The following is a 22221-nucleotide window of genomic DNA, read 5'->3' on the forward strand; positions in this document are numbered from 1 at the left end:
CCGATCCCAAAAAGTTGGTCCGATTTTTGCTTATCCTAGTCCAAGCCCGATGTACACGTCTTGACGAATTGGAAAAACGGGCTAGAGGCGGAATTCCTCGCCAAGGTAAAGGCGGCGCACGTCCGGATCGGCCACGATCTCATCCGGGCTCCCCTCGGTCAGGATCTCACCGGCATAGACGATGTAGGCGCGATCGGTGAGGCCGAGCGTCTCGCGCACATTGTGGTCGGTGATCAGCACGCCGATGCCGCGGTTGGTGAGGTGGCGGACCAGGTCCTGGATGTCGCCGACCGCGATCGGATCGATGCCGGCAAAGGGCTCGTCGAGCAGCATGTAGTTCGGACGCGTCGCCAGCGCGCGCGCGATCTCGACGCGGCGCCGCTCACCGCCGGACAGCGCGATCGACGGCGATTTCCGCAGGCGCGTGATGTTGAATTCGTCGAGCAGCGAATCGAGCTGCTGCTCGCGCTTCTTGCGCGAGGGCTCGACCACTTCGAGCACGGCACGGATGTTCTGCTCGACGGTGAGGCCGCGGAAGATCGAGGCTTCCTGCGGCAAATAGCCGATGCCGAGCCGCGCGCGCTGATACATCGGCAGCTTGGTGACGTCGTGGCCGTCGAGCTCGATCGCACCGCGATCGGCCTTGATCAGGCCGGTGATCATGTAGAACACGGTGGTCTTGCCGGCGCCGTTGGGCCCGAGCAGGCCGACCGCTTCGCCGCGGCGCACATAGATGCTGACGCCGCGCACGACCTGGCGGCTGCCGAAACTCTTTTCCACGCTATGCACAGCCAGGAAGCCCGGGCGCTTCAAGAGCTGAGGCCCGCCGGAACCATTGGGCCTGCCGGCAGCCCTGACGGGGTGAACCGCCTGGGCCCGGGGCGGCTCGGCCTGATAGTCGCCTTGGAATTGATCGGGTGCATGCATCGGTTGGTTACGGGCGATCGGCGGCGCGTCCCTGACCGGGCTGGCCACGAGACCGCCGACGCTGTCACCGAGCGCGGTGATGTCCTGGCGCGCAAATCCTGGCCGGCCGCGTTTGGCGGGGCGCCGACGGAACATGCTGAAGAGATCGACCATCCCCGCCTTCTAGCCTTTCGCGACGATCCTGCGCGGTTTTCGCGCGATCTGCCGCGCCGGCCTCAGGATTCGCCGACGCAGCATGAATGAAGGGATGTCTCATGCCCAGTGAAACACGCCCGAAAAGCGGCGAACCCCGCTTCGAAAGCCCTTCGCGCTAGATACAGTCTCGGCGGGCAAGCTTCAACCTCGGATCGGCAGTATTCGACCCAAGCATCTGAAATCATTCTTCAAATTTACTTTGAGTGGCTTCAGCTCATTTGGGCTTGGTTGCGCCAGGCAATTGCAGAGGTCCCGCGCCGGGTTTGCCCGCGCCGCCGGATCCACAATCATTGCCGCCGCCCTGCGGCAGCAGCGCCTGCACCCGGCCGCTGTCGGATTCCACACGTGACACGCCCGTGGTCATGTCGACCGCCAGCCGGTCGCCGCGCAGCACGTTCTTGCACTGCGTCAACACGACGCCGCCAAGCATGGTGATGAGGTTGGTGCGGGTGTCGAACACGGCGGTCTCGCCCGTCACCACCTGGTCCTTCTGGGTGACCACGACATTGCCGCGCGCCTCCAGCCGCTTGATCGAGGAGTTCCCCCCCGGCCCCGGCGTCGCCGACTGCATCGGCGCCCCCTTTGCCGCCTTTGCCGCAGGCTGTGGCGTGGCCGGCTTGTCGCCGCCCGAATCGTAAAACACCACCAGCGTCTTCGAGGTCATGGTGGTGTCGCCCTGGATGACCTTCACATTGCCGGAGAAGGTCGCTTCCTTCTTCTTGTCCCGCATCTCGAGCGAGGCGGCTTCGATCTGGATCGGCTGGTCGCGGTTTTGCGAGAAGCCCTGCATCGCGTTGGGCACGCCTTGCATCGTGCTCTGCGCGCTTGCCACACCCGTTGCGACCAGTGCGAGGCCGACGGCGAGCGCGGCCGCACCAGGGATGACGCGCCGCTTGTCGTCGTTGCGCGGGAAAAACCTGATCATGAAAATCACTTTGAATTGGCGGACTTGTTCTGGGGCGTACGTGTCTTCGCCGCCGGCGCGGGTTCAGTCGGCGCAGGCTGAGCGGCGGCGGGATCGTCCAGTTTGTCGAGGTGCATCACCACATTGCCTTCGAAGCGGATGACGTCGCCGCCCTCCGTGATCCGCAGCCGATCGGCGGCCAGCGTTCCGTTGGTCAGCTTGACGTCGACATGCTCATCCGAGGAAACCGTACCCTTGCCCATGTCGACGAAGGCCGAGTTCAGCCGCGCCTCGTAGCCGGACGAGGTGCGCAGGAAGATGTCCTTGTGCAGGTCGAGCTGCTGTTGCTTGTTGTCGAATCGTCCGGTGCGGGCATCGAGGAACAGGGTCGATTGGTCTTCCATCAGCACTTTCGCGCGCAGATCATGGAGATCGACATGATCGGGATCGGTGATGTCCTGGGTCGCGGTCTTGGCCCAGAGCTCATAGGGCCGCTGATCCGGGGTGAAGCCGGACATATGCGGCGATTCCATCGTGATCTTGGTGCCTGTCACCACGAGATTTCCGGAGTCGAGCTTCACGGGGATCTGGAAGGGGTTGAAGATGGTCGAGATGAGGACGAGCAGACCCATCGCCGCAGCCACTGTCGCGGGCACCGCGACGCGCAGAATCCGCACCAGGCGGCTGTGGCGCGCCGCGCTGGCGAACTTCGCCGCAAGCGCGGCGTCGTAGGTGACATTATGGGCCGAATTCACCTGGGCTCCTGAGGTGTCGCCCGCCTTGTCCGGCTGGCGGGCGCCCCATTGTAGCCGGCAACGCCAAAATATGCAGCCAGCGACAGGCCGTCACGAAAGTGTCTGAAACGGGGCGACCGCCCCACCCGGCCGCTCCGCGAAACGCTAGGAATGCGCGAAAATGTCCTGTTCGGCCCAGCCCTGGAGATCCAGCAAGGCGCGGGTCGGCAGGAAGTCGAAACAGGCTTTAGCCAGCGCGGTGCGGCCTTCCCGCGCCAGCATGGCATCGAGCCGCTCGCGCAAGCCGTGCAGATGCAGCACGTCGGAGGCGGCGTAGGCGAGCTGCGGCTCGGTCAGGCTGTCGGAACCCCAATCGCTCGATTGCTGCTGCTTGGAGAGGTCGACATTGAGCACCTCGCGCACCAGGTCCTTGAGGCCATGGCGGTCGGTATAGGTGCGGATCAGGCGGGAGGCGATCTTGGTGCAGTAGATCGGCCCGGTCATGACCCCAAACGTTTGATACAGCACCGCGACGTCGAACCGCGCAAAGTGGAAGATTTTCGTGTTCGCGGGATTGGCCAGCAGCGCCTTCAGGTTCGGCGCGTCGGTATGACCTTTGGGGATCTGCACCACGTCCGCGCTGCCGTCGCCGGGCGAGAGCTGCACCACGCAGAGCCGGTCGCGATGCGGGTTCAGGCCCATGGTCTCGGTGTCGATCGCGACCGCTCCGGTGTAGCGGGACAGATCTGGCAGGTCGCCGCGGTGCAGGCGTACGGTCATGGCGTTTCAAACCTCAATCGAATCGATGCGCCTGGGCAGGCTAATCCCCGGGACAGACGCTGGCGAGGGCCGGCCGCGATGTATCCGCTGGCAGCCGCCGGCGCAAGCATCAGACGCGGCTAGTAATTCAGGCGCACGAGTACGTCGTTGGTGCCGAAAGGGCTGGCGAGCGCATCGCAAGCCCCGCGTCGCGCGAAGACGCAGGCCGGCTTGTCATCGCTCATCATTGCGCAACTTCGTGGCGAGAAATCCGCCGGCAATTCGCTGGCCAGGCTCGCCGGGCCGATGATGCGGTTGAACCCGGCCTGATGCGTTTGCACCACAGCCGGAAGTCGCCCCTTGGCCAGGGGGTCGTCCCGATAAAAGGAATAGATCGGCCGGCGGGCCGCGAGCTGCCCGCGTCCGGGCACAAAGGGATAGTTGATCCCGTACAGGGCCAGACCGCAAAATTCAGGATCGGCCTCGAGCTCCGCCATCAACTGGGCCACGCCGATGCCGCGCATCCAGTTGTCGCGCATGATCAGCGTTGCGCCCGACAGACCGAGCGAGAGCAGCAGCCAGCCGCCACATACGACGGCAAGTGAGCGCCACGGGTTTTGCCCGCGCATCATCTGGACCCAATCGGCGGAGCCAAGTGCCGCCGCGATGATCAGCAGGGCGATCGACAGGAAAATGAAACGGTATTCCTTGTGTACGATCATGCTGTGAAACGCGACGTTGACGACGGCCGCGACGATCAGCAGGGGGGCATGTCGCCAGCCGCGCCAGACCGCCAGCAGCATCAGCAGCGTCGCTCCCGACCACAGAATTGAAGCCTGCAGAACGTAAGCGGCCGCCGGCGCGTCACCGAATTCCGATGCGCGGTCATGCAGGAGGTTTTGCTGAACATTCTGAACGAGCCACGCAAACGGCGCTGAGCCGTGGGCCAGGTCGATGGCGCCGGAGAGCACCAGGACCACGCATCCGCCCGCGACCAGGGCGATCGCGTTTCGTAGGTCGCGCCAGCACGCCGTCAACGCAAACACCGCGCAAGCCGGGACATATTGAAAGCGCCAGACACAGGCGAGAGCGAGCAATGCGCCTGCGATGAAGAGCCGGTGTCGCGCCAGCTCGCCCGTCAGCAGATAGGCCGCCGGCAAGATCACGGCCGTCGCCAGCGGTTCGCTGAGCGTGTGGGGCGCGTAGTAGACCAGCTCGAACCAGACCGCGGCGGCAAACGCCGCGACGACGGCATGCGACCTGGAGATGCGTTCGCCGAAATGCCAGGCCGTCACGACGATCGACAGCGAGGCAAGCCCGACCACCAGGCGAGGCACGACGAAGGCACCCCACCCGCCCGGCGCAAGCCAGTCTCCGAGAGCGACCGGCCCTGCGAACAAGGTCGGCAGAAACCAGCTCCGGATGCCGTCGCGCCATTCCCAGGTGACGACCCCCTGGTGGCCAAGCAGGCGCCAGGCCGGCTCCAGATATTGATACAGCTCGTCGACGTGAACGATGTTCGGCCAGAAGGCGAGCGGCAGCCGGACTGCCGTGGCCAGCAGCAGCAATGCGCACAAGGCGCCGTACCGTGTCGCGAAGCTTTCGGCTTTGACGGAAGGCGCGATGGCGGGCAGAGCTGCGGCGCTGGTCGTCATTGTGTTTTGGCTTCGCCAGCCAAACCGGATTGGGGCCTGACGTAAACGGCCACGTAAGCGCCGGTGTATTGCTCGCGCCAGCCTCGCCGCTCCACCAGGAACTGCCGCAACGGTTCGTGCGCCTTGACCCACAGCACGGCGTCGATCCGGTATTTGTCGAGCACCATGTCCCATGCCGCCTCGTCGATCTCCCAGCTCACCAGGTTGAAATAGTCGTGCAGCAAATCGTCCGGATAGGCGGTCGCGGCGCGGCCATCGACGAACGGGCGAACGGTGCCATGCGTCGCGAAAATCAGGTAGCCGCCGACATTCCAATGGTTCAGGACCCGCGCATCGGCGAAATGCTTTTGCAGATAGCCGGCATCTTCGCTCGACAGCATCGTCGGAAGTGCGAGCGCCGGCGCGACACGCAAGTAAGCCAGCGGCAGGGTGCCGAGACCGACGATGCCGGCGGCCAGCAACGCTCCACGCACGTCAACGGCGGTGAGACGCCGAGGCAGCAAGCGGCTGAGGTGAAGCGCCATCGGCGCGGTGGAGAAGATGAAGAAGAACGCGATGTACCTGAACTGGTGCAGTCCGAGAATCAAGAACAGCCAGGACATCAATCTCGGTTCGAGCGGGATGGGCCTGGAGTTTCTGTAGCGAAGCTCGAGCGCGACGAAAGCCAGCATGTACAGGATGCCCGGAATGCTGCCGGGTATTTGAATGTTGTCGTAGTAGGACCGCCATTCGGTAATATTACCCTGGACGAAGTGCCCCATCGTCGCGGCGGCACCGGCATAGATATTCCAGCCGAGCGGATTGACGAATGTCGCAGCGAGGCACCCGATGCCGGCGAGGGCAAGGATCCTGAGATCGGCCCAGGCCGCTCTGAGCAAGGCGGCGCCGCAAAAGACGCCGATCACGAAAAACCCGAGCAGGAAACCGCCGTGCAGATTGGCCCAAAACGCCATCAAAACGGGAAGCACGAACCATCGCGTTCGTCGCAGGCATTCGCGATAGAAGACGACGCAGAACAACATCGTGCATGTATTCGGCGCGACCGCGAGATACATGTTCGGCGCAACTTCGTAAGCGGGATAGAGCAGGCAGGCCAGGAAGACCGCCACGCAAACCGCGATCGCCGACGCGCCGTAGCCGAGAGAGATCGCAGTCAGGATGCCGGCGATCGCTGCGCCACAGGCCACCGTCGACAGGACGAGGCCGCCGAAGCCTGCGTATTGAAACGTCGCACTGGCGAGCGCGTCCCAGAGCCAGGACAGATTGAGCCATGACTTGTCGCCGTGGGTGAACGACCAGGGGTCGTGGAGCGGGATGGCGTTGCGTTCCCGGATGAGATCTCCGGCCGCCAGATGCCAGCCCAGATCGTAATGACCGAGCAGGAGCGGTGCGTTCAAGACGTAGAACAGGCAAATGAACGAGATCAGGAACAGATAAATTCCCGATCTCAGGAAGAACGGGCTGATCGCGTTCGCAACCTTGTCGAATGCCGGCTCGTGCCAGACCTGGTGCTGATCCACCGCTTCCCTCACGACAAAGCGAGCCCGATGGCTCCGCGCTCGCCGACGTCCGGATGCGAGCCTGCCCGCTGACTTAGGGCCAGTTTGTCTAAAGTGGGGTAAATTCGGACGGTGCAATCGAGGGGGTTGGCGGAATGAAATTTGGCTCGACGGCGGCCTTCCGAGGCCTCCAAGCAGCTGTTCCGACTTGAAAATTTTAACGCCCAAGAGGCAGTGCCCGTGCGTGCCTTAACCGGTCCCGCCGTCATTATTCGTCAGCGTAGCTCCTGTTCCACATTCAGGTGAACCAACGCTGGGCCTTCGATGACCAAAGTTGCATGTATCACCTATTGGTCGAAAATCTCGTAAGTCGGGTCAAGGCGCATCCAAAGGCATCGATTGGAGAGGGCGTAGCCGAAGCCGCATACGCCCTCGTTTTCCCTTCGCGCTCGCCGTCCGACCCTTCCGCCACACCCGCGGGTCTACCGTCTCGCTGAGCTTCATGCGCTCGCAGTGGTATTGTTTTCCATATTTTCGATGCGCCGAACGGAGATCTCCAATGAAGCTCAAGCTTGCCGCCGCGATGCTCGCCGCAAGCCTCCCGCTCGCATCGATGGCTTTCGCCCAGGGCATCGCGCCAGCCGACCTTGCGGTGATCGATGGCTGCCTGAAGACCGCGGAGAAAACCGGCGGTTTCGGCGGCGCGTGCGTCGGGCTCGTCGCCGACCCCTGCATCAAAGCGGCAAAGGGCGCGAATGACGACGTCGCCAAATGGAAAGCCTGCACGGCGCGCGAACTCTCCATTTGGACGCAGAAAACCAGTGAGGCGCTGAAGAAGGTTCAGGCCGGCGGGTTCGCCGACGTGATCCAGGCGGTCAATGACTCGCAGAAAACTTTCGCCGCGTCGCGTGATCGCTTCTGCGCGGTCTTCGACAAGGTAGAGCCCGGCATGTACCCGGGCGACGCGAGCTACTGCCGCCTGCGCGAAACCGCGAACCGCTCGCTGAGCCTGATCAAGCTCGGCGCTGCGGTCAACGAGCACTGAGATGCCTGAGCGACTGAAGCCAGCCGCCTCCAGATCGCCTGCGATCCGATCCGAGCCGACCCGACGAGCGATGTAGGCCATTCGGTACGCGATGAGCGCCGTGCCTCGGTTTGTGTACCGGTCAGCAGCTCAAGTTCCCCGCAAAAGCGATTTCAATCGCTTGAGTAGGAGGTGGTGCCCAGGAAAGGATTGGACGCCGCACCGTCTCGACCATTGAAATCACTGACGATTTTCGACCGTCAGGATCGCCTTGTGTACCAGTCCTGTGCCCAAGTCAATTGCGGGGCGACCGCGCAGCTTCCGGGAATCACCTGCGGTACGGGTTTCCTCCGACCGCCGCTTCGACCCGCTCTGTGATGTGCTCGTATGCGACTGCTTCGACGTCAGCTCGCTCCAAATAGCGTACTTCAGGTCGCTCAAACAATTCGAGCACTTCGTCACTGAAGTACCGCACCTCCTTCTCCCAGCCCTTGATGATTTTTTCACCGTAAGCACCTGTCTTGATGAGCTTGCGATACCGCCCGACGAGAGCGGTCAAGTGCGGCGTAATCGCCTCGTCGAGGTAGCCCTCAAGCCGCGCTAATTGATCCTCCTTCGATCCCGCCTGCTCGCGCCGCTCTTGCTCCTCCTGTTCCCACTGTTGCTCTTCCAGCTTCCAGCGTCGTGAGGAGTGTGTCTGCCATTCCCTAAATAGCAGGCTGAGAACTGGTCCCTCCCCCGTATGCCACGCGGTCAGACGCTCGACGATGAAGCGTTCATCGTCGTCTAGGTACCTTTCAGTGACGGCGGCGATCGCCTCGTCCAGTTGGACAAACTCGCCGCTCTCGATAGCTGGTGCCATCTCCTTGGCCACGTACTCGAAGATCTTCAGGCGAGCGGACCTCCAAGCCCCCCACCATCTGCCTGGAAAATCTTCGTCACAATCCGCGGCGTCCATGCAGATCGTCCAGAGGATGTGCTCGACATAAAACTCCGCAAGCTGAAGTGGGCCGAACCGCCGCGCTAATCTGGACGCTCTTGCGATGAACGGGGCCAGTGACCGCTTTCGCTCAGCCTCGTCGTCCCTCGCCTCTAGGTAGGGCAGTAACACTTCGTCGAGGTTGGCGAGTGTGAATCTACAGACAGGATTATCGAGACTGCGCTCTTTGAGGAGTTTCATGCTGGCTTGCCATGTTTCAAGCCCTTTACCCCGAATCGCGACCTTCTTCCAAGTTGACACTTCCACGGAGGCGTCGCACTTGAGTAGGGGAGAATGTCCCCTGCCGTCCGTAGACGATCTACAGATGGCATCCATCATCGCGATGACACTTGGGGACTACCATGACCGACATATTGAAGACTGCGTTTAGCAAACCGTTCACGCCCCTCGGGCGCATCGGAGCCGACCCCTCACGCCTGATGAGTGTGCGCGAGTGGTGGTATGAGATGGACGAACCTGTGTCGATGTTGGCCGATCCCCAAGAAGCGTTCAGAGCAGACGAGCGGACGCTGCTGAAGGTCTGCCTGGACAACGGCATTGCGTATCGAGCGGCCACCACAGGGCGCCCTGCTGCCTTCCCAGCTTGGCTGTTCAGGGAAGTGTATCTTGCGCCCTGAGTGCCCGCGCTAATCTCCCTCATGAGTTCCCCCGGATAGTTGGCGCAAATCCGCAAAGGCTCCATTCTGAGTGGGTCTGGTGCACGCTTTCCCCCGCCGGGGGGTCCTTCTCAACCACAGCAATTCGGTTAGGCAGTCTGACGATGATCGCGCGAAGGCAGTATGCGCCGACGTGGTTGACTAAGGACCAGATAAGGCGGCGGCTCGATGTGCTTGAGACGGTGAAGGGCTTGCTCTGGTACCCGACCACAAACATCCACAGCCCTGTCGAGAAGCGTTTCGACGAGGCGGCGGCAGACGTTGTGAAGCGAGCAATCCGAGAAGCGGAACACGCACTGCGGTCAGCATTCTTGGACGCGGAGGAAGCCGGAAAGGCCCCTGTGGAACAACAGGTCATCAACTTCGTGAAGTCATTCAACTGCATCGGCCCAGCTCGCCTGAAGCAACTCCTTCGCTCCCGACGACAGGGCGGCAGCTCTGCGCACCTCGATGGCCGCTAGGATTGGCTGCGAAGGCCGTACAGAGTCTCGGAGACGTGCTATCGTTGAGACCGTCAGAGCGCATTAGGACTCCCCACGGGCCGCTCTAGGGCTCGCGTCAGCCTTCACGTCTTGCAGTCGAGCGATCCGTCTCGGACCAAGCCAGACCTCGACGGCAATCTCCACTGCGTCATCGCCGAACAGCTCTGCCGCCCTGCTCACGGCCTCTTCATTGCTGTCGCAGTCCAACTCCTGCACGTCCAGAACGTGACCCCAGAAGTTCAGTTTGAAGGCTCGGTAGATCATTCGGGGAGTAGGACGATCATCTTGGCACGGCGCAGGGTGGCGACCTCACAGGCGGCCTTGAAAGGCATCTCTTCCTGCGGAGCGCGGATGTGGTCCTTGGCCGTAGCGATTGCGGAGACGAGCTGGAACGCCCAGTAGCCTCGACCACTTGGCCTCTTGCCGTGCCGTCGATAGTAGCGCTCGATGTCGATCCTGATCTCGCCTGCCATCCCCAACATGTGGTGGTCAGGGCGGAGCGAAGAAATAGGTTGCAGGCTCGCCAGAGCCCCCTCCGGTTCCCTATAGGTTAGAGTGAAGGTGCACTGAAGTGCACTATAGGTACCTGTAGGTGCACCTTAGCTGGCATCAGAAAGAGTTCCTTCAGGGATACTGAGAGGACCACCAGTCATCAATGACATCCAAAGATGATCCTCAAGAAGGGGTCCCCCGTCGAAGAGTCCAATGTCTTGATGGCAGGCGGGTTGCCTAGTTCGTCGAACACATTGAAGAAGGGAGCCCCTGCTCGCGCCCTCCGGCTCGATAGCTCAGCCGTCCCCGCGTCTCCGCCAGCTCTTACGTAGGCCGAATGGAAGCGGGACCTCGGTTGCCCATCAAGCCACAGTCAGGAAGCTGCCGCCTTCTCCGACCCTGACGCTTTGCTGAGAAGCTGGATGATGTTCGAGCCGCCTTCGGCACTTGGCTTTGTGAAGCCCGTCTCTTGAGGCGAGAACATGCACGCAGAGGCGTGAGTGAGGATGATGTCCTTCTTGCTCTCTTCTTTAGCCGCATTCGCAAGAGCTTGGAACGTCAGCAGGGCATTCTGCCGATGCCGATTCACGATGGCGTTGTGGGTGTGAGACAGGAAGTTGCGCGAACAAAGCACTAGCACGTAGCCCATAGCCGCAAAGATCGCGAGTTTCGCCAGCGAGAACTGGACAGCCTCCATACTGTCGGCAGGATGAAGGAATGGGACCTTGTGAAGGAAGACGGTCGATCCTGCAAAGACTGCCAAGACGACCGCAGCGGCGATGGTGTAGGTGCGCCAGTCCTTTGCAACGGCATCATGGTGTTCGGCTTCGGTCTTGAAGTACGTAGCCTGAAACCCGACACCCTGCTCGGCAGCTACCTTTCTCACTTCGGCCAGCACGCGATTTGCTTCGGCCTCGTGTTCACCGAGTTTTTTCGTCAGTGCCGCAGCCTCATCCGTCGCTGCCTGCGATGCAGCTCTGGCTTCGCGTTCGAGCCGCGAAAAATCTTGTCGGTTACTGGTGACGAACAAGATGGCGGGGCTGATCTGATTGTACCACGCCTCGTAGTTGGAGCTGAGTTGCTGGATCAGGCTCTGTCTGGTCTCCATCGCAGAACCCTGCTGCGGGGAGAACTTCTGCATCTGCTCTAGGATATTGAAGAAGGCATCGGCCGCCGAGCGAACTTGGGCACGATGTCCTTGTGGAACCAGCGGCAAAACGTCAGCGGGGATCAACGAGAACAGATGCTGAGCCCTCTGAGCTGGCTCCACAGCGTCCTCGAATGACAGCTCTCGTCCAAGGTCCTCCCGCCTCGGCAATGTCTTGGTGTCGAACGATTGCACCCTGACGAGTGATGCGACCTCCTTCGAGATGTCCTCAGCCATTTGGTTCCTCCCGGTCGCAACTCTTACGAGTGCCCAGTCTGAAGGCAACATGAAGCGGGAGCTGTGAACAGGTTCCACAGCTTGTCCGCAAGGGTATGCCCCTGCGGACAAGCGAAGGAAGTCGGAAACGGCGTCCGCTAGGGTTGACTTCGGTCAACGGACAAGATACTCAACGGACGTTACCCTAGCGGACAACAGGGGCGTCAATGGCTACGATCTTCTACGCGCGAGTATCCACCACCGATCAAACCGTCGAGCATCAGCGAACAGGGGCGGAGGCCGCAGGCTTCAAGGTCGACCGCGTCGTCGCAGACCATGGTGTTTCGGGCATCAGTACCCGCCTTGCCGAGCGACCCGAGGGCAAGCGTCTGTTCGACATCCTCCGCAGCGGCGACACGCTCGTTGTTCGCTGGATCGACCGCCTCGGGCGCAACTACGGTGACGTTTGCGACACCATCAGGGAGTTCATGCGGCGGGGGGTTGTGATCCGCACGGTGATCAACGGGCTTACCTTCGACGGCGCAACCACGGACCCTATGCAGCAAGCCATTAGAGACGCGCTCATTGCCTTCATGGCCGCCACCGCGCAGGCCAATGCCGAGGCCATCAAGGAGGCACAACGCGGCGGCATCGCCCTCGCAAAGGCGACAGCAGGTGAGACGAAGTACCGGGGGCGGAAGCCGACGTTCAACAAGGACCAGCTCGAAACGGTCCTCAACATGCTGGAGCAGTCAGCGGGCGTCGGGCAGATAGCTGCAGCTACGGGGCTGAGCCGACAGACAATCTATAGGATCAAGGAAGACCCTGTTGGAGCCGAGGCGGCGCTGACAAGTTGGGCCGCATAGGCGGCCAGCTCAAACTGCATCTTCGTGGCCCGATCAGTGTTTTTTGCATCTGCTCACTGACCAGCGTAATGGGGCGTTCACACTTACTAAACCAAGATGAGTGCCCAGACAGGGGTGATTGGATGACGACGCTGTACACCATTGGCTACGAGGGCACCGACATCGACCGCTTCGTGGCCACGCTGAAGAGCATCAAGGTGCAGCTATTGGCCGATGTCCGCGCCGTTCCGATCTCGCGGAAGAAGGGGTTCTCGAAGAACAAGCTCCGCGACCGACTTGAGCAAGAAGGCATCCGGTACGTTCACCTCGCCGCGCTGGGCGATCCGAAGCCCGGTCGGGATGCCGCCAGGGCGGGCCAGTTCGATCAGTTCCGGAAGATCTACGGCAAGCATCTCTCCCAGACCGAGCCGCAGCAAAGCCTCCAAGAGCTGGCCAAGCTGGTGGACAAGCAGAGCACCTGTTTGATGTGCTTTGAGCGCGATCCCAGTGAATGCCACAGGTTGATGGTTGCGTCGGCACTACCGACTCAGGTCAAGTTGTTCCACCTCTTTGGTGATGAACCCGATCGTTATGTCCGCAACGCCGCAAAGCTCCCGCGCAGTCGTTCTGGTCAAGGCGCTGCCGCAGCCCAGTAGAACCTACGGGGAGACTGTCTGCTGCGCTGGGGTGACCGCCGACGGGCAATGGAAGCGGCTCTTCCCGGTACGCTTTCGGCACCTTCGGGGTGACAGCAGCTTCTCCCGCTGGCATTGGGTGAAGTTCTCCTACCGGCCGCCGACACGGGACAAGCGAAACGAGAGCTGTCACGTCTACGAGGACAGCATCGCCATGGACGGCCAGTTGCCCCAAGCCGAGCGGACGAGGTTGCTCACGCCCCTCCTCACCGGCTCAGCCAAGGAGGCAATGGCGCTCGGGAGATCGCTAACTCTCATCCGACCTCGGAACACCAAGTTCATTGCGAAACGCAAGTCAGCGGCCGATCTTGCCGAGGAACGAGAGGCATACAAGGCCGCCGCTCAGCAAACATCCATCTTCGACAAGGAGCTGGCGGAACTTGAGCCATCTCCCTTCGACTTCAGGTTTCGGTTCGAGGATGACGACGGCCCCCACGACTACCAGAACGGAGACTGGGAAACGCATGCGATGTTCTGGCGCTGGCAGGCCGAGTACGGCGAGGGAGGTGCGCTGGATCGCATGCGAGCTGTCTACGACGAACAGTACCCCAGCAAAGGCATGGCCTTCGCGTTGGGAAACCAAGCCAAGAGGCCGCAGACTTGGCAGTTGCTTGGCGTCATCCGACTAGACGAGATGACCCAACCCGACCTCTTCAGATAGTCAGGCGGCCGAAGAGAAGCGCTCTAGGTCGTATCGGGGCAGCTTGCAGACTTCGACGTACAATCCTGCAGGGTCACCGTAGACCCGCTCATCCACGCTCTCGCCAGCATGGCCGGTGATCATGCGCCGCTTCTCCTGATCCAGCCCGTGCTTTCGGCTCATGGTGATGAAGCGGTGCCGCCAGCCGTGGTTCGGTGCCACCCGCTTGTCGGGGACGATGTCTCGCACGAACTCAGCGAGACGGTTCTTCAATGCGCGCAGCTTGCCCCGCACATCGTCATCTTTAGCGACCGTCAAGAACAGATACCCTTTGGCTGATGCGGTAACGAACTCGATGAAGCCCAACTCAATGAGGTGGGGGTGCAGCGGCACCTCGCGTGCTTCCTTATTCTTCACGGGGCCAGCCTCGGGGGTGATGGTTGCCACGTAGTGATCGCCCTTACGGCGGATGTCGTCGCGCCGGAGCTGCGCCATCTCGCCAATCCGAGCGCCGCTGTAGGCGCACAACCAAGGGAGCCACCGCTTCGCCGCAGTCGTCTTTGCGTGCTCCTGCCCGGCCCCGCTGTAGCCTAGAGCGGCCTTCAGGATGGCCGCAGCTTCATCATCAGTGAACCCCTTGCCTCGCTCGCGGACCCTCTTCCCGATCTTCAGCGTGACGCCTTGAGCCGGATTGCTTGGCAGTTTGTGGTTCCGCACGCCCCAGCCGAACACCGACTTCATCGCAGACAAGTCGACATCCTTCACAGTCTTCGGGGAGCGGCCATCCGAGAGCCGCTTATCCTTCCAACCAACGACATCGTGAGGGGTGATCCGCGTCGCGTCGTCGTGTCCCACAAAGGCAACGAAGCGCGTGAGCACGGACTTATACTCGCTGACCGTCTTCTCGGTGACACCCCCTGCCCGGCTCTCCAACTCCCAGCCAGCGAACAGCGCGGCCACCGTAAGCCCTGCCTGCCCCCTCGGGGCGGCCTTGGCTTCCCATTCAGGAAACCGCGTCTCAACGAGGTCCGGCCCATAGTCACCTCTGCCTCTCCGCTCCAAGAGCGCCGTAGCGTCCTTGAATGCCTCATGCAGGGCAGCGGCCAACCGCGCTGAACTGTCATCGTCGATCCGCAGGGCCTTACGCTGGAGCAGCTCAGCAACGTATGGAGCCATCTCACTCTGCATCGTTTCAGTGTCCCACTTGAGGGCGGCTTGGTGAAGCATGTTCCAAAGCGTTGCTCGGCCGGGATCGTTCTCCCAAGTCTTCTTGGCATGACGGTAGGCTTCGCCCGCGAGCGCTATGGCCTCCCGATGGGTAAGGCGACGGGGGCTCTCCCGCATGGAACGCCAGACATCATCAAGGTAGGCGAGCGCCTTGGCTTGCCGCGCTTTGGCCTCGCGAGGATCGTGGGTGCGCAGCGAGACCTTGATTGTGCCGTTGCGACCAACCTGCACTTCCGCAGTCTCATCACCTACTGGCACGCGCAGCACCATGCCCACCGCCTTCTCGCTCAGCTCGGCAGGAACGCGCTTTCGCAGGTAATGAACGGAGGAGCCGTCGCGGCGGATAGGAGAAGCCATTCGCAGAAGCATGTGTACCGTCTCTGTGTACCAGTTGAGACGGTCGATCACCCTTACTTATCAGGGAGTTCAGCAACTTCAACAACATCGAGGAGCGATGGTGCCCAGGAAAGGACTCGAACCTTCACGGCCGTTAAGCCACTGGCACCTGAAGCCAGCGCGTCTACCAATTCCACCACCTGGGCATGCCGGTTAGGCACGGAGGCGGTTACTACGGTTCGGTGACGCGGTTGTCAATTCATGCTTGAACCCCGCTTCGGGATGCGGATTGCGCATCGCAAACCGGCCCGATACAAGCCTGACGAGACGCACTCTTCCCGCAGAATGACCCCCAGGAATGGATCCCATGGCATCGAATCTGGACACGCTCGTCACGGTTTTCGGCGGATCGGGGTTTTTGGGCCGGAATGTGGTCCGCGCGCTGTGCCGGCGCGACTACCGGGTCCGGGTCGCGGTGCGGCGGCCGGAGCTGGCCGGGTACCTCCAGCCCTCCGGCAAGATCGGGCAGGTCCACACCGTGCAGGCGAACGTGCGCTATCCGGCCTCGATCGAGGCGGCACTGCGTGATTCGCATGTCGTGATCAATCTGGTCGGCATCCTCGCCGAGGGTGGCGCGCAGAGTTTTGACGCCGTCCAGGCCAAGGGCGCGGAGACCATCGCCAAGGCGGCCGCGGCCGCGGGGGCACAGCTGATCCATGTCTCGGCGATCGGCGCCGACGCGGAATCGCCCTCGCGTTATGCCAGAGCCAAGGCGGCCGGCGAAGCCGCAGTCATGGCCGCGGTGCCGTCGGCGACGATCTTCCGCCCCTCGGTGATGTTCGGCCCCGAGGACCAGTTCACCAACCGCTTCGCGGCACTGGCCCGGATGTTACCGGTGCTGCCGCTGATCGGCGCCGACACCAAGATGCAGCCGGTCTATGTCGGCGACGTCGCCACCGCAATCGCGGATGCCGTCGACGGCAAGGCCAAGGCGGGCGCCAACTACGAGCTCGGCGGCCCGGAAGTGCTGACCATGCGCGAGATCATCGAGGCCATTCTCGAGATTGCCGATCGCAAGCCGATGCTGATGCCGCTGCCGTTTGGCCTGGCTCGCTTCAAGGCCAACTTCCTGCAATTCGCGCCGGGCGCGCTGAAGCTGACGCCGGACCAGGTCACGCTGCTCGCGCGCGACAATGTCGTATCGGACGCGGCGAAGGCCGCTGGGCTAACGCTGGAAGGCCTCGGCATCACGCCCGACTCGCTTGAAGCGATCGCTCCGCAATATCTCTGGCGTTTCCGCGCCGCCGGGCAGTTCCAGCGCAAGAGCGCGTAGGTTTTTTTCACCTCTCCCCGTAAGAACGGGGCGAGGGAGTGCACCGCAGCCTTGCTTCAGAAGTCTACCGCCCCAGCGCCAGCGCGATCAGCCCGAGCGTGCCGACGAGCACGCGCCACCAGGCGAACACCACGAAGCCGTGGCGGGTGACGTATTCCAGGAACGTCTTCACCACGATGATCGCGGTGACGAACGACACCACGAAACCGATCGCGACGATGCCCATGTGGTCCATCGTCATCTCGGAGCGGTTCTTGTAGAAATCGTAGGCGAACGCGCCGATCATGGTGGGGATGGCGAGGAAGAACGAGAACTCCGCCGCCGCGCGCTTGTCGGCCCCGAGCAGCATGGCGGAGACAATGGTTGCGCCGGAGCGCGACACGCCCGGGATCATCGCCAGACACTGCGCGATACCGATGTAAAGATACATCAGCAGCGGAAACCGGGTGGCGTCGTGCTCGCGCGCCTTGAGATCGAGCTTGTCGACCCAGAGCAGGATGGCGCCGCCGACGATCAGCGAGAAGCAAACGACCCAGGGATTGAACAGCAGACTCTTGATGTATTTGCCGCCGACGAGACCGACGACGACGGCGGGCAGGAACGCCACCAGCACGCCGATCACGAAGCGGCGTGCATAGGCGTCGCCCGTGAACATGCCGATCGCGACGTCCCACAATTTCTTGAAGTACAACACGACGATCGCGAGGATCGCGCCGAGCTGGATCAGGACCGTAAACGAATCCCAGAACGCGCCCTCGCCGAGATGGAAGAAGCGCTCCGCGAGCAGCAAATGGCCGGTCGAGGACACGGGAAGGAACTCGGTCACACCCTCGATGATGCCCAGGATCACTGCCCGTATTTCATCTGACATATTTACGGTCCATTTCGGCTGGAAAAGCGGGGTTCTTCTCGCCCATCCGCTCCCTTGCTGCAATCGCAAAATGCGGCGGCGCGCCCTTGCTTCGCGGTTTTGAATGACTAGTGTGGCGCCGCACAAAACATTGATGGATTCTTAAGCACCATCACATAGTCAAAGGCTTCATGTTTACGCTGTTTCATCATCCGTTCTGCCCGCACTCGCGGTTCATCCGCCTGATCGCGGGAGAATACGGGCTTGAGCTGAAGCTGATCGAAGAGCGCAGCTGGGAGCGGCGCGAGGCATTTCTGCTGCTCAATGCGGCCGGCACGACGCCCGTCCTGGTCGACGACGAGCAGCCGCCGGTCCCGGGTGCGGCGATCGTCGCCGAATATGTCGACGAGGCCTATGGCTCCGAGATGGGACTGAAGCGCCTGATGCCGGACACGATCGGCGAGCGCGTCGAAGTCCGCCGGCTGATGGCCTGGTTCAACGAAAAGTTCTTCGAGGAAGTCTCCCACCCGCTCGTCACGGAGCGCATCTACAAGCGCTTCATGAGCGAGGACAACGGCGGCGGCCCGCCCTCGGCCGACGTGATGCGCGCCGCCAAGGCCAACGTGCGCTATCATCTGGCCTATATCGGCTGGCTGGCGCAGACGCGTAATTTCCTCGCCGGCGACCGGCTCAGCTACGCGGATCTCGCCGCCGCGGCGCATCTCTCGGCGATCGACTATCTGGGCGACGTGCCATGGAGCGAGGACGACGCGGCAAAGGCATGGTACGCGCGGGTGAAATCCCGCCCGTCGTTCCGCCCGCTGTTGAGCGAATGGCTGGCCGGCGTGCCGGCGTCGCGGACCTACGTGGACCTGGATTTCTGAACTCCGATCCGACCGAACTTAAGACGGCGCTGGCAAACGAGGCCCGCGCGCTCGGCTTCGACTGCATCGGCATCACGGAGCCCGGCACAATCGAAAGCGCCGGAAAACATTTTCTCGAATTCATCGCATCCGGCGGCCATGGCGACATGGACTGGCTCGCCGCGCAGCCGGAGCGCCGGGTCGATCCCCGCGGGCTGTGGCAGGACGTGCGCAGCGTCATCATGCTCGGCGTCAATTACGGACCCGACCAGGATCCGCTCGCGATCCTGCAACAGCGCACGCGCGCGGCGATCTCGGTCTATGCGCAGGGCGACGACTATCACGACCTCATCAAGAAGCGCCTGAAGGCACTGGCGCGATGGCTGGTCGCGACCTCACCGTCCGAAGTGAAGGTATTCGTCGACACCGCGGCCGTGATGGAGAAACCGCTGGCGCAAGCCGCGCATCTGGGCTGGCAGGGCAAGCACACCAATCTGGTCTCACGTGAGTTCGGCTCCTGGCTGTTTCTCGGCGCGATCTACACCACGCTGGAGCTGCCGCGCGACGATTCCGAGATCGATCATTGCGGCTCGTGCCGGGCGTGCCTCGACATCTGCCCGACCGCGGCCTTCCCGGCGCCCTACAGGCTCGATGCGCGGCGCTGCATCTCGTATCTCACCATCGAGAACAAGGGACCGATCCAGCGCGAGTTTCGCAAAAGCATCGGCAACCGCATCTATGGCTGCGACGATTGCCTCGCGGCGTGTCCCTGGAACAAGTTCGCGCAGGAGGGCCGTGAAGCCAAGCTCGCCGCACGTGACGCTTTGCGCGCGCCAGGGCTGGCCGAGCTCGCAGGGCTCGACGACGCGTCATTCCGTGCGCTGTTCACGAAATCACCGGTGAAGCGCATCGGCCGCGAGCGCTTTTTGCGCAACGTGCTGATTGCGATCGGCAACTCCGGCGATGCGGCACTGGCGGACGAGGCGCGGCGATTGCTCGAGGATGAGAGCGCGCTGGTGCGCGGGGCTGCGGTATGGGCGCTGGGGCAGTTGCTGTCGCGGGAGGAGTTCGAGGCCATGAGAGCAACTGCAATGGCGAGAGAGCGCGACGAAAGCGTGCGTGAGGAGTGGCAATCAGTCTCCTAACATTGCGCTGTCATGCCCCGCGAAGGCGGGGCATCCAGTACGCCGCGGCGTCTCGATGCAATCACAACCGCCTGGGAGTACTGGATCGTCCGCCTTCGCGGACGATGACAGCAGTTGTGTGGTGCGCAGTGCTGCGCCCCTGACATCTCGCCGCCACCCTTGATTTCCCCACACGTTCCTTCAATCTCGCGCATCATGACAAACATGCCTTTCTTCACCCGCGACGGCGACACATTCCACCCGACGGAAGTCGCCAATGGTCCGTGGGATCCGAAATCGCTGCACGGACGCGTCATTGTCGGCCTGCTCGGCTTCGCCATCGAGGAGCGCCATTCCGGTCCTGAATTCGTGCCGGCGCGGCTGACCGTCGATATGTTTCGGCTGCCGACCATCGACAAGCCGATCGAGGTGACGACACGGCTGGTGCGCGACGGGATGCGCATCCGAGTCGTGGAAGCAGAGTTCTTTTCCGGCGGCGTCGGCATGGCGCGCGCCTCGTGCCAGCTGTTGCGGCGAACGCAGAATCCCGAGGGCAATGTCTGGTCGCCGCCGAACTGGGACGTGCCGAAGCCGGTCGACATTCCCAAGCCCACCGATCCCAGGCTTGGCATGAACGGCAAATGGACCACGCGACCGATCGTCGGCCAGATGGGCTCGCTCGGGCCGCGAAAACTCTGGATGAGCGAGGTGCGCGAGCTCGTCGCGGGCGTGCCGATGACGCCGTTCGTCCATGTCGCCACCGGCGCCGACTTCGCCAGTCCGTTCGCGAACGCCGGCGACAAGGGGCTCGGCTACATCAACAGCGACGTCACGATCTATCTGCACCGCTTGCCGGTGACAAACTGGATCGGCTTCGAGGTGGTGAACCACCAAGCCACCGACGGTGTCGCGATCGGCGAATGCTGGCTCTATGACGAGCAGGGCCCTATCGGCACTGCCACGGTCGCCGCGCTGGCGCAGCGCAAGCCGATGGTAAATCCGTCGAAGCGGTAAGGACGCGGAATGCCGGCTAGCCCAAGTGCCGCTTCATTTCCGGCCGCGCCTTGAGCTCCGCGCCCTGCCTGGCCACGATCTTCGCGATCCGTTCCGGCGCAAACTTCAGATCGACAAACGCCGGCGCGGTGTTGGCGACCTCGTGATAGCTGACGATCCCGCCGTCGCGGAGCGTCATGATCGCCACGCCCTCGAACATCGCTCGCGTACCATCAGCCTCCGGCAAGGTCGAGCGATAGCTGAACGTGTAGCGCGCATAAAGCGTGATGCCGTTCGACACCGGGTCGTGCATGTCCCAGCGGAAGTCGGTTGCCGTGCGATAGAACCAGTCGTCGATCATCGCGGCGATCTTCTCGCGGCCGGGGAAAGCGCCATAGAACACGTCGTGATAAACGCCGTCCTCGGTGAAGAGATCCGCGAAGGCTTTTCCGTTGCGCTGTTCGACGGCGTCGCAGAACGTGCGCAGCATGGCGGTGGTGGTTGTCATGGTGCCTCACGGTGTTTCTTGTTGCGCCCTCGCCCCTTGTGGGAGAGGGCAGCTCCGCTCGTTGACACGCATTCACTTGGGTGAGGGGTCTGTTTCCGCGAATGCGCCACTCGCGTTCGCGGAAGCAACCCCTCATCCGGCGTTGCGCGCCACCTTCCCCCACAAGGGGGAAGGAGGAAAGCACTTCACCCGATCTCGGCCACGGCGGCAAGAATGCGGGCGATGTCCTGCGGGCGCGAGAGGCGGTGATCGCCGTCCTGGATCATGGTCAGCACGACGTCGTCGGCCGGCAGGCGATGGGTCAGCGCGAACGCGTGCTGCCAGGGCACGTCAGGATCCTGCGCACCTTGCAGGATGCGGACGGGACAGCCGAGATCGATGGCGCTGCCGAGCACGAGGTGGTTGCGCCCCTCCTCGATCAGATTCCGCGTGATCGGATAGGGCGAGCCGTCGCCATAGTCCGACGGTCGCAGCCAGACGCCTTTGGTCTCGATCTCCTTCTTCACCGCGGCCGGAAAATTCTTCCACATCAGCTCCTCGGTGAAGTCGGGCGCCGGCGCGATCAGCACCAGGCCCGCCAGCGAGGCCTTGGCTTGCCGTTGCTCTTGCCGCTTCTTGATTTCGCGCGCGAGCAGCAGCGCCATCCAACCGCCCATGGACGAGCCGATCAGGACTTGCGGGCCATCGCAGAATCGCTCGAACACCGCGACGCTTTCCTCGAGCCAGCGCCCGATGGTTCCGTCGGCGAAATCGCCGCCAGATTCGCCGTGGCCGGAATAATCGAAACGGACCATAGCGCGGCTGTGATCCCGGGCCCATTCGTCCAGCGCCACGGCCTTGCTGCCCTGCATGTCTGATTTGAAACCGCCGAGCCAGACCAGCCCAGGTCCTTGACCCGATTCTTGACCGGATTCTTGACCGGATTCTTGGGCCGCGCGGCGCCGCACCGCGATCCGGCGTGCGGACGGGCCCTTGCCCACATCGATGAAGTCGAGCACGGCATCGGGGATTGGGTGATTCATGGAACGTTTACTCTGGCTGTGCGGTTTGAGCCGTCCGGACGTGCTCCGCAGCGCAGCCGGACGTCGTCCTTGGCCCTTTGGGACGCTTGCGGAAC

Annotated in this window: 23 protein-coding genes and 1 tRNA gene; 10 read left to right on the forward strand and 14 right to left on the reverse strand. The window is 62.6% G+C overall.

Annotated elements, in window-relative coordinates:
• Positions 1 to 81: 81 nt before the first annotated feature.
• The 6 genes from lptB to BRA1417_RS0104220 form a co-directional block, all read right to left on the reverse strand.
• The gene (gene lptB / locus BRA1417_RS0104195) at positions 82 to 1080 is read right to left on the reverse strand and encodes an LPS export ABC transporter ATP-binding protein (protein WP_027514739.1); all 999 of its coding nucleotides are present in this window, start codon (positions 1078 to 1080) and stop codon (positions 82 to 84) included.
• 256 nt (positions 1081 to 1336) lie between these two features.
• Positions 1337 to 2047 (reverse strand): LptA/OstA family protein, encoded by a 711-nt coding sequence (locus BRA1417_RS0104200; protein WP_027514740.1) that lies wholly within the window; start codon positions 2045 to 2047, stop codon positions 1337 to 1339.
• 5 nt (positions 2048 to 2052) lie between these two features.
• Positions 2053 to 2781, reverse strand: coding sequence for an LPS export ABC transporter periplasmic protein LptC (gene lptC / locus BRA1417_RS0104205; RefSeq protein ID WP_027514741.1), 729 nt, complete (start codon positions 2779 to 2781; stop codon positions 2053 to 2055).
• Positions 2782 to 2925: 144 nt separating this feature from the next.
• Entirely contained in the window at positions 2926 to 3540 is a 615-nt protein-coding gene (locus tag BRA1417_RS0104210; RefSeq protein WP_027514742.1) for a ribonuclease D, read from the reverse strand.
• 119 nt (positions 3541 to 3659) lie between these two features.
• A complete protein-coding gene (locus BRA1417_RS0104215; protein WP_027514743.1) occupies positions 3660 to 5174 on the reverse strand; it encodes a 4-amino-4-deoxy-L-arabinose transferase in 1515 nt (504 codons plus the stop codon).
• Positions 5171 to 6694 carry a hypothetical protein gene (locus tag BRA1417_RS0104220; RefSeq protein WP_027514744.1) on the reverse strand — a complete coding sequence of 508 codons (1524 nt, stop codon included), beginning with the start codon at positions 6692 to 6694 and terminating at the stop codon, positions 5171 to 5173. The genes BRA1417_RS0104215 and BRA1417_RS0104220 overlap by 4 nt, the downstream gene beginning before the upstream one ends.
• A gap of 538 nt (positions 6695 to 7232) precedes the next feature.
• Here BRA1417_RS0104220 and BRA1417_RS0104225 point away from each other — a divergent pair.
• A complete protein-coding gene (locus BRA1417_RS0104225; RefSeq protein ID WP_027514745.1) occupies positions 7233 to 7718 on the forward strand; it encodes a lysozyme inhibitor LprI family protein in 486 nt (161 codons plus the stop codon).
• Positions 7719 to 8025: 307 nt separating this feature from the next.
• Here the strand turns inward: BRA1417_RS0104225 and BRA1417_RS0104230 are convergent, their stop codons facing one another.
• Entirely contained in the window at positions 8026 to 8877 is an 852-nt protein-coding gene (locus tag BRA1417_RS0104230) for a hypothetical protein (RefSeq protein WP_027514746.1), read from the reverse strand.
• Positions 8878 to 9038: 161 nt separating this feature from the next.
• On the opposite strand from BRA1417_RS0104230, the gene BRA1417_RS0104235 reads away from it, so the two are divergent.
• Both BRA1417_RS0104235 and BRA1417_RS0104240 read left to right on the forward strand, forming a co-directional pair.
• A complete protein-coding gene (locus BRA1417_RS0104235) occupies positions 9039 to 9314 on the forward strand; it encodes a hypothetical protein (protein ID WP_027514747.1) in 276 nt (91 codons plus the stop codon).
• A 143-nt stretch (positions 9315 to 9457) separates the two neighbouring features.
• The gene (locus tag BRA1417_RS0104240) at positions 9458 to 9814 is read left to right on the forward strand and encodes a hypothetical protein (RefSeq protein WP_027514748.1); all 357 of its coding nucleotides are present in this window, start codon (positions 9458 to 9460) and stop codon (positions 9812 to 9814) included.
• A gap of 281 nt (positions 9815 to 10095) precedes the next feature.
• Here BRA1417_RS0104240 and BRA1417_RS0104250 read toward each other — a convergent pair whose 3' ends face one another.
• Positions 10096 to 10317, reverse strand: a complete 222-nt coding sequence (locus tag BRA1417_RS0104250; RefSeq protein ID WP_027514750.1) for a hypothetical protein — start codon at positions 10315 to 10317, stop codon at positions 10096 to 10098.
• Between the two features lie 383 nt (positions 10318 to 10700).
• Entirely contained in the window at positions 10701 to 11711 is a 1011-nt protein-coding gene (locus BRA1417_RS0104255) for a hypothetical protein (RefSeq protein ID WP_027514751.1), read from the reverse strand.
• 206 nt (positions 11712 to 11917) lie between these two features.
• Here BRA1417_RS0104255 and BRA1417_RS0104260 point away from each other — a divergent pair, with 206 nt between their 5' ends.
• The 3 genes from BRA1417_RS0104260 to BRA1417_RS0104270 all read left to right on the forward strand — a co-directional run bounded on the left by BRA1417_RS0104260 (position 11918) and on the right by BRA1417_RS0104270 (position 13891).
• On the forward strand, positions 11918 to 12556 hold the full coding sequence (locus BRA1417_RS0104260) for a recombinase family protein (RefSeq protein WP_027514752.1): 639 nt from the start codon (positions 11918 to 11920) through the stop codon (positions 12554 to 12556).
• 122 nt (positions 12557 to 12678) lie between these two features.
• Positions 12679 to 13191 (forward strand): DUF488 family protein, encoded by a 513-nt coding sequence (locus tag BRA1417_RS0104265; protein ID WP_027514753.1) that lies wholly within the window; start codon positions 12679 to 12681, stop codon positions 13189 to 13191.
• A gap of 118 nt (positions 13192 to 13309) precedes the next feature.
• A complete protein-coding gene (locus BRA1417_RS0104270; RefSeq protein WP_245286141.1) occupies positions 13310 to 13891 on the forward strand; it encodes a hypothetical protein in 582 nt (193 codons plus the stop codon).
• On the opposite strand, the gene BRA1417_RS39495 is transcribed toward BRA1417_RS0104270, so the two are convergent.
• Both BRA1417_RS39495 and BRA1417_RS0104280 read right to left on the reverse strand, forming a co-directional pair.
• Entirely contained in the window at positions 13892 to 15505 is a 1614-nt protein-coding gene (locus tag BRA1417_RS39495; RefSeq protein WP_051448268.1) for a DUF6538 domain-containing protein, read from the reverse strand.
• A gap of 47 nt (positions 15506 to 15552) precedes the next feature.
• Positions 15553 to 15639, reverse strand: a tRNA-Leu gene (locus BRA1417_RS0104280).
• Positions 15640 to 15800: 161 nt separating this feature from the next.
• On the opposite strand from BRA1417_RS0104280, the gene BRA1417_RS0104285 reads away from it, so the two are divergent.
• On the forward strand, positions 15801 to 16766 hold the full coding sequence (locus tag BRA1417_RS0104285) for a complex I NDUFA9 subunit family protein (RefSeq protein ID WP_027514755.1): 966 nt from the start codon (positions 15801 to 15803) through the stop codon (positions 16764 to 16766).
• A gap of 64 nt (positions 16767 to 16830) precedes the next feature.
• Here the strand turns inward: BRA1417_RS0104285 and BRA1417_RS0104290 are convergent, their stop codons facing one another.
• Positions 16831 to 17637 (reverse strand): undecaprenyl-diphosphate phosphatase, encoded by an 807-nt coding sequence (locus BRA1417_RS0104290; protein ID WP_027514756.1) that lies wholly within the window; start codon positions 17635 to 17637, stop codon positions 16831 to 16833.
• Positions 17638 to 17807: 170 nt separating this feature from the next.
• Between BRA1417_RS0104290 and BRA1417_RS0104295 the strand changes: the two genes are divergently transcribed.
• The 3 genes from BRA1417_RS0104295 (at position 17808) to BRA1417_RS0104305 (ending at position 20617) form a co-directional block, all read left to right on the forward strand.
• Positions 17808 to 18500: a glutathione S-transferase family protein gene (locus tag BRA1417_RS0104295; RefSeq protein ID WP_027514757.1), complete on the forward strand. Its 693-nt coding sequence runs from the start codon at positions 17808 to 17810 to the stop codon at positions 18498 to 18500.
• On the forward strand, positions 18449 to 19624 hold the full coding sequence (gene queG / locus BRA1417_RS0104300) for a tRNA epoxyqueuosine(34) reductase QueG (protein ID WP_027514758.1): 1176 nt from the start codon (positions 18449 to 18451) through the stop codon (positions 19622 to 19624). Before BRA1417_RS0104295 ends, queG begins: the two co-directional genes overlap by 52 nt.
• 195 nt (positions 19625 to 19819) lie before the next feature.
• On the forward strand, positions 19820 to 20617 hold the full coding sequence (locus tag BRA1417_RS0104305; RefSeq protein WP_027514759.1) for an acyl-CoA thioesterase domain-containing protein: 798 nt from the start codon (positions 19820 to 19822) through the stop codon (positions 20615 to 20617).
• 16 nt (positions 20618 to 20633) lie between these two features.
• Here the strand turns inward: BRA1417_RS0104305 and BRA1417_RS0104310 are convergent, their stop codons facing one another.
• Together BRA1417_RS0104310 and BRA1417_RS0104315 are read right to left on the reverse strand one after the other, a co-directional pair.
• On the reverse strand, positions 20634 to 21104 hold the full coding sequence (locus BRA1417_RS0104310) for a nuclear transport factor 2 family protein (RefSeq protein ID WP_027514760.1): 471 nt from the start codon (positions 21102 to 21104) through the stop codon (positions 20634 to 20636).
• 185 nt (positions 21105 to 21289) lie between these two features.
• Complete coding sequence (locus tag BRA1417_RS0104315) at positions 21290 to 22126, reverse strand: carboxylesterase (protein ID WP_027514761.1); 837 nt, start codon at positions 22124 to 22126, stop codon at positions 21290 to 21292.
• Between the last annotated feature and the right edge of the window lie 95 nt (positions 22127 to 22221).

The sequence above is a fragment of the Bradyrhizobium sp. WSM1417 genome, from assembly GCF_000515415.1.
Taxonomy (GTDB): Bacteria; Pseudomonadota; Alphaproteobacteria; order Rhizobiales; family Xanthobacteraceae; genus Bradyrhizobium.